This is a genomic window from Peribacillus sp. NPDC006672 (assembly GCF_050274955.1).
Classification (GTDB): domain Bacteria; phylum Bacillota; class Bacilli; order Bacillales; family DSM-1321; genus Peribacillus.
The window spans coordinates 1-13,256 of the sequence record NZ_JBNNOR010000004.1 but is presented as its reverse complement, the minus strand read 5'-3'; the positions used below and the strand labels follow the sequence as shown (position 1 = coordinate 13,256).

Annotated in this window: 15 protein-coding genes; 6 read left to right on the top strand and 9 right to left on the bottom strand. The window is 39.6% G+C overall.

All coding sequences use genetic code 11. The features are described from left to right. Nucleotides 1–23: 23 nt before the first annotated feature. The 3 genes from ACQKKK_RS07715 to ACQKKK_RS07705 all read left to right on the top strand — a co-directional run bounded on the left by ACQKKK_RS07715 (nt 24) and on the right by ACQKKK_RS07705 (nt 1,956). Nucleotides 24–584 (top strand): stage II sporulation protein M, encoded by a 561-nt coding sequence (locus ACQKKK_RS07715; protein WP_427615339.1) that lies wholly within the window; start codon nt 24–26, stop codon nt 582–584. 117 nt (nt 585–701) lie between these two features. Then, nucleotides 702–1,223 (top strand): hypothetical protein, encoded by a 522-nt coding sequence (locus tag ACQKKK_RS07710; protein WP_427615337.1) that lies wholly within the window; start codon nt 702–704, stop codon nt 1,221–1,223. A gap of 169 nt (nt 1,224–1,392) precedes the next feature. Then, on the top strand, nt 1,393–1,956 hold the full coding sequence (locus ACQKKK_RS07705; protein WP_427615822.1) for a peptidoglycan-binding domain-containing protein: 564 nt from the start codon (nt 1,393–1,395) through the stop codon (nt 1,954–1,956). A 647-nt stretch (nt 1,957–2,603) separates the two neighbouring features. Here ACQKKK_RS07705 and ACQKKK_RS07700 read toward each other — a convergent pair. After that, a complete protein-coding gene (locus ACQKKK_RS07700) occupies nt 2,604–3,050 on the bottom strand; it encodes a hypothetical protein (protein WP_427615336.1) in 447 nt (148 codons plus the stop codon). Nucleotides 3,051–3,295: 245 nt separating this feature from the next. On the opposite strand from ACQKKK_RS07700, the gene ACQKKK_RS07695 reads away from it, so the two are divergent. Both ACQKKK_RS07695 and ACQKKK_RS07690 read left to right on the top strand, forming a co-directional pair. Then, a complete protein-coding gene (locus tag ACQKKK_RS07695) occupies nt 3,296–4,726 on the top strand; it encodes a phospholipase D-like domain-containing protein (protein WP_427615334.1) in 1,431 nt (476 codons plus the stop codon). A 155-nt stretch (nt 4,727–4,881) separates the two neighbouring features. Beyond that, complete coding sequence (locus ACQKKK_RS07690; protein ID WP_427615333.1) at nt 4,882–5,733, top strand: MBL fold metallo-hydrolase; 852 nt, start codon at nt 4,882–4,884, stop codon at nt 5,731–5,733. Between the two features lie 51 nt (nt 5,734–5,784). On the opposite strand, the gene ACQKKK_RS07685 is transcribed toward ACQKKK_RS07690, so the two are convergent. The 7 genes from ACQKKK_RS07685 to kynU form a co-directional block, all read right to left on the bottom strand. Then, entirely contained in the window at nt 5,785–5,862 is a 78-nt protein-coding gene (locus ACQKKK_RS07685; RefSeq protein ID WP_427615821.1) for an IS3 family transposase, read from the bottom strand. A gap of 18 nt (nt 5,863–5,880) precedes the next feature. Next, entirely contained in the window at nt 5,881–6,201 is a 321-nt protein-coding gene (locus ACQKKK_RS07680; protein ID WP_427615331.1) for a hypothetical protein, read from the bottom strand. A gap of 212 nt (nt 6,202–6,413) precedes the next feature. Then, nucleotides 6,414–7,046: a LysE family translocator gene (locus ACQKKK_RS07675; RefSeq protein ID WP_427615329.1), complete on the bottom strand. Its 633-nt coding sequence runs from the start codon at nt 7,044–7,046 to the stop codon at nt 6,414–6,416. A gap of 344 nt (nt 7,047–7,390) precedes the next feature. Beyond that, complete coding sequence (kynB, locus tag ACQKKK_RS07670) at nt 7,391–8,017, bottom strand: arylformamidase (RefSeq protein WP_427615327.1); 627 nt, start codon at nt 8,015–8,017, stop codon at nt 7,391–7,393. Between the two features lie 18 nt (nt 8,018–8,035). Next, complete coding sequence (gene kynA, locus ACQKKK_RS07665; protein ID WP_427615819.1) at nt 8,036–8,881, bottom strand: tryptophan 2,3-dioxygenase; 846 nt, start codon at nt 8,879–8,881, stop codon at nt 8,036–8,038. 77 nt (nt 8,882–8,958) lie between these two features. Beyond that, complete coding sequence (locus ACQKKK_RS07660; protein ID WP_427615325.1) at nt 8,959–10,380, bottom strand: amino acid permease; 1,422 nt, start codon at nt 10,378–10,380, stop codon at nt 8,959–8,961. Between the two features lie 122 nt (nt 10,381–10,502). Next, on the bottom strand, nt 10,503–11,780 hold the full coding sequence (gene kynU / locus ACQKKK_RS07655; protein WP_427615323.1) for a kynureninase: 1,278 nt from the start codon (nt 11,778–11,780) through the stop codon (nt 10,503–10,505). Between the two features lie 176 nt (nt 11,781–11,956). On the opposite strand from kynU, the gene ACQKKK_RS07650 reads away from it, so the two are divergent. Further along, a complete protein-coding gene (locus tag ACQKKK_RS07650; protein WP_427615321.1) occupies nt 11,957–12,571 on the top strand; it encodes a TetR/AcrR family transcriptional regulator in 615 nt (204 codons plus the stop codon). 192 nt (nt 12,572–12,763) lie between these two features. Here the strand turns inward: ACQKKK_RS07650 and ACQKKK_RS07645 are convergent. Then, nucleotides 12,764–13,256, bottom strand: a 493-nt coding sequence (locus ACQKKK_RS07645; protein ID WP_427615319.1) for a hypothetical protein, incomplete at its 5' end; no start/stop codon positions are given.

Sequence of the window (13,256 nt, the reverse complement as noted above, 5' to 3'; positions counted from 1 at the left end):
AAAATCACTATAAGAAATCTGCCATGACGATTATGGTGTTAGGTATTTTTATAGCGGTCCTTACATTTTGTTTGGAGTTATATTTCAAGGAATTTGTTATTCAGCATTTTCACAGTATTGCAGATCAAATGGTTGATAAAAATGGTGTAGAGCCCGGGAATATTGAAAAATTCTATTCTATTGGCTATCACAATAGTTTGATAGGACTTATTATCATTCTTGTTGGATTCATTCCTATATATGGGTTTCCAGTCATTTATGGATTAATTTCCTTTACAGCCGTTGGAGTAGTTGCAGGGTACGGATATATCATGGATTATGATGTAATCAAAACGATGATGATCGCTTTCGTACCTCACGCAATCATTGAAATAATACCGATTCTTTATAGCATGGCAGTCGGTATGTATATTAATAAAAACATCATTAAAAGACTGTACTTGAAGAAGAACAATACATCTAAACTGGGCACGATGTGTAAAAAAGGCATGAAAAGTTATTTATTGATTGTCGTTCCGTTATTTTTGCTTGCCGCTTTAGTTGAATCCTTCATAACAACTTTTCTTATTGATAGATACTTATGAGTAAGATTGGATTGGTTTTGCAAATCCGAGCGTTCAAGAAGGAAAACCTATAACACAATCGTACAATGGTGGTTTTTCTAATAATGGAATAAAAAAAAGAAAGGTGCTGAGTTTCTTTTGAATATGAAAAAAGGATTTGTTCTACTATTGATGTGTTTATTGGTTATAAGCGGCTGTACATCAACGAAGGTTCAAGAACCTAAAAATCTCCCCCATAAAAATCTGTCTGATGATATGCCCGGTTTTGTAACTGAAAAGGATTTTGATAAGGTCGATTGGGATAGGGTGGCTGCTGAGTTTGAAACAGATACAGGCAGTGATATGGTCGGTAATGAGAAAAAAGTTGGCATAATGGGACCTGAATTAAAGCCCAATAAGATTGAAAAATGGTTGTGGCATTTTTGGGGAATCGATAAAGGTGAAGTGACACTGGTTGGTTACCACCATGATACAAAAGACATCAGTCCGGTTTTCAGTAAAGGAGTTTGGACCTGGAATGGTTTTGCTGGCGGTAAGATTAATGGAGCGGATGCAAGCTTTCCATCGAATGTTGTGCTTCCAAAAGCAGGTAAATGGGCGATATTAATTTATATCGATGGCGAATTATTCGATACATTGGTTTTGGATATCAAGCCTTAGTTGTCAGTAAAGGATAATCCCTATTAGGATGTTTTGTGGATACTATTTACCATTTTTTTATAATTAAAGTAATAAAACGCCAATTGAATGACCTCTTACGTTATAATGAATGGGGCTCCATAGGAAAGAAAGTCAGATATCTGCAGGAGTATTTATGAATGGAGGTTATATGACGTTGAAGAAAAAATTATTGGTCATTATTCCAGCCGTTGCATTGATGATCGCCCCTCTAGGAGCGGGAACTTCAATTACCCATGCAGCATCAAAAGACAATCAAACCCAGAAAGTCGAAACGAAAGCGGAAACGCGCCCGACCCTTCGGAAAGGCTCCCGTTCTAGTTATGTAAGAGATCTACAGCAAAGCCTTAAAGATGTTAAATATAGTGTAGGCGTTGATGGGATTTTTGGTACCCAAACACAAAATGTCGTAAGAGAGTTTCAAGTGGATCATAATTTGGCCTCAGATGGTATCGTCGGACCGTTGACATGGGCTGCTTTAGATGAAAATAAAGTAGAAAGAAAACAGTTTACAGAGAAAGATGCGATTGCGTTAGGAAAGAAGAAACTAGGTAACAAGATCGTATTCAGCGGTGATGGCAGATTGCTGAAAGATGGCAAAGGAAAATCATATTACAAATATAAAGCAGCTAATAAAGATTGGATGGATCAAGGCGGCACAGGAACGATCGGGTGGTTCCACATTTATAAAGATGGTCGTGTAGTGGAAGAATAAAGGGATATACATGCAAAAAATTCTCTCACTTTAAGTGGGAGAATTTTTTTGCATCTATATTTTGCTATAAATAACAAGTAAATACAGATATAATAAGAAATGAACAGCAATTTGGTATAGTGGGCAGCGGTCACTCCTTTAATGAAAGGGGGTGTCGCTGGTGATTTCTATTATGGACGGACTGATGCTTATGATTTCATTTGCCTCTTTGATCGTCGCAGTAATCGCGGTTACATTAAAAAAGTAACCCCCTCCATACCATCCGGCCAGATGTATGTAGGAAAAGGGTTACTTTCATGATTGAGTAGCTACTGACTTACCACAGAAAGCCGCTGCTCTTTATGCAGTTTGCTGTTCATTAAGACGCTGGTTTATCCAGTGTCTTTTTTTTATATATGTTAGTTATCTTTATTATATCCTCATTTTACCTATACATTCAACTAAAAAACATGGAAAGAGCATAACGAAGTTTCAATGTATGGAGAATTCATTCCTTGATGTTCTATCAGGATTTTTGGCATAAAATCACGATGATTTATACATATAAAATAAGCTGACACTACATTTCCTAGCGATGGAACCATAAAAAGACCCCTAAAGCTTACGGATTCCAAGCGGGATCCACTTTGAGGCCATGTATAATCAGTTTAGATTTTCGTTAAATTCCTGTCATTTTCCAGTTTGAATAATTTCATTCCTTTATAAGATACAATCGAAGGAATCAAACAAAGTAATGCCATCGGTAAACAATAAAGAAGATAGAAATGCCCTCCGTTTTCCAGTAAGGGAATATAGGCTAAAGCAGTGAAAAATAGGACGGAAAAAATGATCGTGAAAATCCCGAAAGACTGATGATAGAACGCATGAATTTCCCTTCTTCGTTCTTCTTGATTGGGTAAATTCTTTACGGATTTGTGTGTTCGGAGGAACAGGTACAAGGAGAATATTAGAAATAAAGCGGAAAATGGTAAGGCAATAGCAAATAATGAAACGTCAAGAATGGAAAGATAAAAGCTGGATAAAAAGAACACCTCTGACACACCTAAGGCAAAACAATAATTGAAGATACTTATTCGATTAGGTTGTTTAAGCATAAAATCCCTCCTTCTATATAATAGTATGCAGCTGCTAACATGTTCACCACTTTGTCACATTTAAAAGAAAAATAAATGCTCCAAGTTCCACCCAGGATCATGCTTTCAGTCCTTAGAAATAAACCCTCTGGCTAACAAGCCAGAGGGTTTATTCTTTGGAGGATTTATTTAAGCTTGAAGATGTTGAATAGAGTCCGTACTTATTACGAATAGTAATAAAATATCGGGTAAAGGGGGAGAGTGCCATGACTGCACAAACGATGATTAAAGGATTTCTGCTCGTTCTTCTATTATATTTCCTGTATGTATTGGTGACGGCAGTGGTCCTTTTCTACTTCCTCAAGGAAAAAGAAGAAGATAGGCCGATTAAACCTATAAGTGCATATTTGGGAGAGGAGGATTCCACCGTGGATCGTGCCCTGCTTCTCGAAGATGGTTATGAATCGGGACTCGCCCGAATGCGAATGATCCAGGAAGCACAGCATTCAATCGATATTGCCTACTACGCTTTTGGAAAAGGAAAATCATGTGAACTTATTCTTGGAGCTTTGTTCGAAGCTGCTGACCGCGGTGTCAAGGTTAGAATCCTTCTGGATGGAATTTCTCATGGACTCAGAGGTCAATTAAGCGGTGTCCGTTATGCACTGGCATCACATGAAAACATTGAATTAAGGTACTACGAAACCTTTAAGCCATTTAAGCCCTGGACCTGGCATAACCGCCTCCATGACAAGATGATCACTACAGATGGAAAGTTAGGCATCATCGGAGGCAGGAATATCGCCGATAAGTATTTAGCAAAAAACGCGCCTAAGAATTATGTCTATGACCGGGATGTACTCATTTTCAATGCTGAACAGGAGAAAGATAGTGTAATCGTTGAAATGAAGGCCTATATACATGAATTATGGACTCATCCGTATACGAGCAAAGTCTTTGCAGACCTTTCGAAAAGTCAAAAGGAAAAAGGAAAACGAGTCAGAGATACCTTATTAAATCAATACAGCAAAGCTATGCAAAATAATGCCGATTTCGTTAATCCGGCCATCGATTGGAGCAAGTCTACAACATCTACAAAAAAAGTGTCCTTCATTCATAATCCAATCGAACGGTTCAATAAACACCCTTTTGTGTGGAGATCTCTAGTGGATATTGCTGCGAACGCCAATAAGTCGGTATTTATCCAGAGTCCCTATATTGTTCCTGCGGGTGCCATGGAGGAATATGTACCAAAGAATATGAATTCAAAAGCTGATTGGACCATACTAACCAACTCAGTGACATCAACCCCGAATGTGATCGCTTTTTCCGGTTACTTGGCACTTAGGGATAGTATCGTTGAGACAGGGGCAAAGCTTTATGAATATTCAAAGCCTTATTCATTGCATGGTAAATCGGCTGTATATGATCGGCGATTAAGTGCAGTCGGTTCCTTCAATCTGGATTCGCGATCTGCCTTTTTAAATACAGAATCGATGGTGATAATTGATAGTGAAAATTTTGCAGCGCAATTGATAGGGGCCATCGAGTCGAAAATCCCGGGTAGTACACTCGTCGCGGACAATAAAAGATATATAGAACCACCTGAAGATCAGAAAAAGGAAGAATCTTTCTTTAAAGCGACCTTTTTAAATGCCCTTTCGAAAATAACGGTATATTGGAAGAGGTTCATTTGAATGATGACGAAAAGACAGCAATCTCAGCGATTGTTGTCTTTTTACGGAGCAAATTCGTTTAAAATGGATTATTGCCTAATTAACAAATGTGTAATTTGCTATACTTGAGCAAAGCTAATCAAAAAATATTCCATTATCCGAAGGAGAACAGAAACATGCAAACCTTACAGCATCTATCGAAACATATCGTCTACCTGCCCCCGGTCCAGAAAACGGATCGGCCGGTACTTGCAGCCGTTTCCGGAAACAAGAAAACGCTCATCATCGATGCCGGTAACTCCGTCCAGCATGCACAGCTCTTTAAGGACGAATTGCTACGGAATGATCTAAACGGGAATTTCCTTGTTCTTACCCATTCTCACTGGGACCATGTATTCGGACTGGAGAATATCGGGATTCCGGTCATTTGTCATGAAAAAACATACAACAATATTAAAGATATGCAGCAGCTTTCATGGGAAGATCAGGCACTTGATCAACGGGTCGCAGACGGGACGGAGATTCCCTTTTGCGCCGATGCAATCAAATTGGAACATGGGACAAATAGAAAGATTTCCCTGCCGTTGCCCGATATTATCTTTGAAAAAAAGGTGACAATCGATCTCGGCAATGTAACCTGTGTAATCGAACATGTTGGGGGAGATCATGCCAAAGACTCCTGTATCATATATGTTCCAGAGGAAAAAACATTATTTCTGGGAGACTGCTTTTATGCCAATCTTTATGCTGAAAAATGGAATTATACGGCTGACCAGGCCTTGCTACTCGTTAAGAAAATTGAAGCATATGATGCCGATACATATATACTCTCCCATCAGGATCAGCCTTGCACGAGACAGGAAATGGAGGCGGAGCTTAAGCTAATGAAGGAATGTGCCAGAACCGTGGTCGACCATCGGGGAAATCGAGCATTAATGGAGCAGGAATTGGCAAAAGGGTTAAAACGGGATTTAACTGAAGATGAGCTCGAAACGATTGGATTTTTTGTAAATGGGTACGTTGAGTGACCAATGAAATGAAAAGCCCCTTGAAGTGTACACAAATAGTTCAACACTTTATTAAGGTGCGGGCAGGGTATGAGTTCGGTATTCAACTGGGCTCATACCCTTTAATTTGACCTTATTCCTATGTGGAATAAACAGACCTCAATAAGCTCATTTTACTAAAAAGAGATATATGATAAGAACTGATAGGAAACCTGATATGATTTCCCCAGTTTTTGCTCCTCTATTATCGGGATGAATATGACCAATAATAAAGGAAGGGATGAAAAATATAACTGAATAGAACATGGTCAAATGAATGCCTGTATCTCCATTTGACCATGCGCTCAGTCCGATATTATTTAGAATACTATCTCCAATACAAAATTTATTGGCAAATCGAAAGGTAAACAATATTCCGATTATACATAGGACGAAAGAAAGTGAACCTACTCCGATATCTTTTGTTTTCTTACATGCAATAGTCGTCATATTTAATCTCCTTGCAGATGAGAATGTTCTGAACTCGAAAACCCAAATTATGGTTTTTATTGTAACATACTTAGCCAATTACTTAAATCCTTACATCTGCACCAGAATCCAAGAGCCAGCCTTTTTCTACTTGCTAAAATAAAAACTGCACCTCCAACAGTTAGATGGTGTCTAACAATTAGGGGTGCAGTTCATTTAGGGGGCTTAATAGATTAATTATGAGCTTTTTCCAGGGCTAGCTTTATCCCAAAACCAATCAATACCGTCCCTGTTATTCCCTCGAAAATCGCCTGAGTTCTCGGCTTTTTCATAAAAGCACTGATCTGGTTCAAGAGATAGATATAAAAGATGAACCATATAGCGGTTAAAACGGTATACGTTATCCCCATGATCAGGAAGGGTAAAAACGTATCATTGCCTGGATCCACGAATTGAGGCAGAAACGTTAAGAAGAAAACGGCCACTTTAGGGTTCAGCAGATTGGTAAGGAACCCTTGCTTAAAGCAAGACTGGTTTTCATACTTACCTTTGACGGGTGTTTCTGCCGCTGCAGCCACTTGTTTATTCCTTAATCCCCATAAAGTCTTGAAGCCTAGATATACTAAGTAAACGGCACCGACATATTTGAAGATGGAAAATAATAAAGCGGATTTCACAATGATTGCCGAAAGTCCAAACACGGCAGCTGATGTATGAATAAAAAGCGCACAGCACGTACCGAACATCGTTTTAAAACCTCCGGCTGTTCCCACGGTAACGGTATTCCTTGTGGTTATCGCCGTATCCGGACCAGGTAAAATGATGAGAAGAATGCACATGATCATGAACAAATAAAAGTTCTCCATATTCGGACCTCCATTCTGAATGGTGAATTCTGAAAATTATAACATAAATGAACTTGGTTTAGGGAGATAAATAAGCATGTCGATATTTTTAAAGAATTTGTTGTGATTATCTGGATGCCTCGCACATATAGGCTGGAAAGTCTATTTATGGATTCGTTTTTTCTCAAGAAACAGAACATTGATAGATAGGCCTTTTTGGTATTAGCGAAGGGGGAGAGGGAAATGCAGTTGGCCGTTTGCTGGGGAATGTTAAGAAAACAAGCCAAATCATTTTTGTGACTCGGCTTGTTTTTTTATTTTTATAAATTGTTAACGCTGTAAATATTATCTCAAGTTCTATTTCTTTAGGGTGATTTTTTCAATACAGCACGCACCGGACTTCCATCTGCTTCAACTAATGGAAGCGGGAGGGCTGCCAATTCATAATTCCCTTGCCCTATATCGTCTAATACAAGCCCTTCCAAAATATGAATTCCATGACCGGCAAGTTCATGATGGGCAGACAGTTCTTTACTATCCAATGGATCTACGGATGGCAAATCAAGACCAATTAGACGAACGCCTAGTCCTGAAAGATATGCCGCTAATTCTGGTTGGATATGAGGAATAGTTTGTGGAAACACACGTCTATCCTTCCAAGCGTCAGTCCGAATTAACAGTCGCGTCACGCCTTGTAGATCCAGATTGGATAATTCATTGACACCGATGCTTATCTTGTTTGGCAAATGAATGACTCGGGCATTTCCCATATATAAATCGAGATCCAGTTCAATCACTCTTTTTCCATCGTTATCAAAATGAAAAGGTGCATCAATATGAGTACCAGTGTGCACACTCATATTGATTTGACCTACATTGACAGATCCACTCTCTTCTTTACTCCAATTGACTTTGTATGAGAAAGGGGTATCTCCAGGCCAGACTGCAACGTTTTCATCCAGACGTTGTGAAATATCAATCCATGTTCCCATGCATCTTACCTCCATCTCTTATAGCTTCGTTCTTAGGCTCCATAGTTCTGGGAAAAAGTGTTGGTCTAGAGCTCTTTTTAAATACGTTACACCCGATGATCCGCCAGTACCTTGTTTATTACCAATAATTCTTTCCACCGTGGTCATATGATTAAAACGCCATAATTGCTGTTGATGGCCAATGTCCACTAACTTCTCGCCCAGCTCATATAAGTCCCAATATTGCTCGACATCGCGGTAAACTGTCAGCCACGCTTCTTCTACACTTGTATTTGGTTCGTATTTTTGTGACCAATCCCTGCTGATGGCTTCTTGATCAATTGGTAATCCACGCGCCACAAGGGCATTAATCGCCGCATCATAAATACTTGGCTCATGAAGGGCCTGCTGCATTTGCTCGAATAGATCTGTCTGATGTTGATAGACTGATAGTGTATGGACATTTTTGTTTCCTAGCGCAAATTCAATCAAACGATTCTGATAAGATTGGAATCCGGAAGATTGCCCCAGTTTATCCCTGAACTCCATGTATTCAGCCGGTGTCAAAGTTGAAAGGACACTCCAGGACTGGATCAATTGCTGCTGAATTCTCGAAACGCGCGACAGCATTTTAAACGAGGGTTCCAACTTGTTTTGGCGTATACATTGAGTCGCTGCTGTCAGCTCATGTAAAATTAGCTTCATCCATAACTCACTCGCTTGATGGATGATGATAAAAAGCATTTCATCATGATGATCGGAACATCTATGTTGACTAGTTAATATCTTATCAAGGTGGAGATAATCTCCGTATGACATCGATTTTTGAAAATCGGTTTGAATTTCTTTCTCTAACCCAGTTATTGTTGGCTGATTGGTATCCATATTCTTCATTCCGCAATCCCCTCACTTTTCATATTTCAAAAAACTGTGATCTCGCCATACTATTTTTTTCCTTCCTTCTATTCTATCTTCTTTTCCAGGGGTTCCTCCACTACATTCTGATTCATATTCCTTCTTTTCGAAACAAAATAAGCGACAGATAAAAATAGTAACCAAGGAATTCCGAATTGAAGCATGATTTTGAAATCTGTAAACCATGTCGTAACCATTAAGCTAAATAGAAGAACGGCTCCTAGTATCGTTAAATAGGGAAAACCCATCATCCTTACCGGTAACTTGCGTCCGCCTGTTTTCTCCCATTTCACCCTGAAAAATAAATGAGAAATGAAGATCATAAGCCATGTGAACATAGCACCGAACATGCAAATCCCCATCATGAAGGCATAGGAAGAGCCAGGAAGTAACGAATGGACGCCTGCAGCAATGAAAATCCCAGTGGTAGAGACAGCAAGTGCTTTTCCCGGAACGCCCCTTTTGTTTAACTTTCCTAAAAAGCTAGGTGCATTTTTCCCACGCGCTAATGAAAACATCATACGTGTTGAAGCATAGAGCTGAGCATTCATGGCAGATAAAGCAGCTGTTAAAATAATAAAGTTCATAATCCCGGACGCACCTGGAATGTTCAAGATGTCCATCACTTTTACGAATGGACTTTCCTCGATCCCAGCTGTTTTCCACGGAACGATCATCAACATGATGCCGATTGTCAATACATAGAAGGTGGATAAACGGAACACGGTCGCTTTTAATGCTTTTGGAACAGCTGTATCTGGATCTTTTGCTTCTCCTGATGTAACCGCTATCATTTCAGTTCCAAGAAAGCTGAATAAAGAAATAAATACGGCTATCCACATCCCCTTTAAACCAAATGGGAAAAAACCGCCTTCATTCACAAAGTTTTCAGGTCCTATATGTGGCTGTTCGGATGAACCGAATAGTACATAGGCTCCAAGGAGAATAAAACCAACAATGGCACTTATTTTAATAAAGGAGAACCAATACTCAAATGTAGCGAATGTATTCACGCTGGTAGCATTTACATAAATCAGGATACCTGCAAACAACAAAATCCATACGATTCCCGGTACGGTCGGAAACCAATAATTCATATACACGCTGACTGCACTTACTTCAACCCCAACAGCCAAAACATTGCCAATCCAATAAGAATAGCGGACAAGATAGCCTGCCATAGGAGTCATGTACTTTTCTGCAATGGCCCCAAAAGATCCGGAAGTAGGATGGGCAACCGTCATTTCGGCTAAACAGCCCATCAACAGTAAGACAATGAACGCCCCGAGTGCATAACTGAGCAATACACTTGGCCCTGCCGCTTGAATGGCAAGCCCGCTGCCAAGAAATAGCCCCGTCCCGATGGCACAGCCCATCGCGATCATGGTAAGCTGGTTTGTTTCCAGATCACGTTTTAATCCTTTCTCAGGCTCATCTTTAAGATTCAATTGAGTATTTTTATTCTCCATAGTTCATCCCCTTTTATCCCAAAAGACTTTATCTTACCGGGCAGTGAGTTCACACATCTTTAAGCGCAGACTGACCGCCCATATTAACCGACTAACAAATTCGAGGGAAGTGGAATTTAGCGTTATGCAATCACTTCACGTTCATTCTTGAATTTTTCATATTGTTTTTCCGACATGATTTTCTTGAGTATTTGTACCACTTCCCAAACTTCTGCGTAGGAAGTATATAGTGCAACTGGAGCAAGACGAATGATGTTTGGTGCCCGGAAATCCGGAATGACTCCGTTTTCTTTCAATGCCTTACAAATCCGTGCAGCTTCTTTATGCTCTAGGCTAACGTGACCTCCGCGGCGTATGTCTTCTCTAGGAGTTCCAATGAAAAATCCCATGTCCTCCAGCTCGTGTTCAATTAAGTCTATTAAATATTGATTAATTTTAAGGGATTTTTCGCGGATATTATCAATGCCAGCTTCTAAAAAAATTTCTAAAGACCCAATCAATGGTGCACAACTTAATACATGCGGCGTGCCAATTTGATACGCGCCTGCTGATTCAGCTGGTGTTAATGTATGTTCCATATCGAATTGTTTATCTTTTTTGGACCCGAACCAACCAGCCAATCCAGGCATCGTTCCAAAATGTTTTCGATTTACATATAAACCGCCAACACCGCCAGGGCCGCCATTTAAATGTTTATAATTGCACCAATACGCAAAATCCACATCCCATTCGCTGAATGAATGCGGGATGGCACCGATAGAATGACATCCGTCAAATCCGATTACTATTCCTCTTTTATGGGCTTCATCAGTTAATCGTTTCATATCCAATATTTGACCGCTGCGATACAGGACCGTTGGCAAGATGATCAAAGCGATGTCATCGGTCATTGCTTCGATAATGTCATCCTCTTCAAGGAATCTTCCATCGCGGCTTTTCACGCGGATGAGATGTGTCAGCGGATCGTATCCATGTGTACGCAGCTGACTTTGAAGAGCATAAATATCAGTCGGAAAGGTTAGTTCATCCGCTAAAATTTTTGTGCGTATCCCTTCCGGCTTATAAAAAGTAGCTACAAGTTGATGCAGGTTAACAGTTGTGGATCCGGTTACGACAACTTCCTCAGGAGAAGCCCCCACTAATTGGGCAATCTTGGCGCCCAATTCCTCTGCCATGAAAAACCATGGGTGTTTCCCTTGTGTCCATCCATCAATCCCATGTTCCTTCCAATCCTCCAAAGATTCCAAAAGAGTGCGTTCAGCTCTTTTAGAAAGAAGCCCCAATGAATTTCCATCCATATAGATGGAATTCGGCTTTAAATAAAATTCTTCTCGAAAACCTTTAAGGGAATCTTTTTCATCCATTTGTTTTGCGTAATCCAACGTGTATTTTGAATTCATAATCATCCTCCTAAATTAGTTTGATCCTTGGAGAATCGTATCAAAGAATATGACACGGTGTCAATAATGCAATTCAGAAAATTACAAACATTAAATCATTCGAAAAAACATATTCCAGCAAATGTTTTTTATTTGATAGAAATCCTTTATGCTAGAAGATAAGGGGAGGAATCAGGATGGATAATGGTAATGTAGGGGATAAACGACATTTGCGCTCAATCATGACACGTCAAAAGTTATTAGAAGCGGCAAAGGAGATATTTCTTGAAGAAGGTTTTCAAGCTGCGGTTATTTCCCAAATGATTAAAAAGGCAAACGTGGGGTACGGAACTGCCTATGTTCATTTTAAAGGGAAAGAAGATCTTTTAATTGTATTAATGGAGAATGTTATGGAGCAATTTTATGAAATTGCGGAGACCTCTTTCTTTCCAAAATCGAAGGACGAAGCAAAACATATCATAAATAAACAAGCTAATGCTTTTTTGAAAATGGCAGAGGCTGAACGCAATATGATGCAAGTTTTCGAACAGGCCATTGGGATTTCAACTGTCATCTCAGATAAATGGAAGGCGATCCGTATGAAGTTCATTCAGCGAATTTCAAAGGACGTCGCCTATGCACAGCAAAATGGGCTGGCAAGAGCTGAACTAAACCATGAGCTTGTAGCAAGAGGATGGTTTTTCACAAATGAAATGTATCTTTGGGAAATTGTCCGAAACGAACATCAAAGTTCTGTCGAGGAGATTGCTCAAACCATCACGTCAGTTTACGTCGAAGGTTTATATTTGTAATTATATTAATGATGCTATAATTGGCAGTTCAAACAATCTTCCGGTTTTACTACAATCGGAAGATTTAATTTTTTTAAGATTTTCTCACCTTATCAGGAAAACTTCATCTTCCCACCACTTATAACCCTTCCAAACTCACGAGTAAATCAACTAAAATCACGAGTAAAACAGCTGAACTCACGAGTAACAGCATCAAATCTCGTAAAATAGCCGCGCAAAATCTTGAGTGAAAATCAAACAACTTGAGGTTAAGCATCCATTCACGAGTAAATCAGCTGAATTCACGAGTAAAACGCTCAAACTCACGAGTAAAGTGTCCAAATTCACGAGTAAACCGCCAAAACTCACGAGTAACAGCATGAAATCTCGTATAATAGCCGCAAAATCTTGGGTGAAAATCAAACAACTCGAGGTTAAGCATCCATTCACGAGTAAAATGCTCAAACTCACGAGTAAAGTGTCCAAATTCACGAGTAAACCGCCAAAACTCACGAGTAACAGCATGAAATCTCGTATAATAGCCGCAAAATCTTGAGTGAAAATCAAACAACTCGAGGTTAAGCAACCATTCACGAGTAAAACAGCTGAATTCACGAGTAAAACGCTCAAACTCACGAGTAAAGTGTCCAAATTCACGAGTAAACCGCCAAAACTCACGAGTAACAGCATCAAATCTCGTATAATA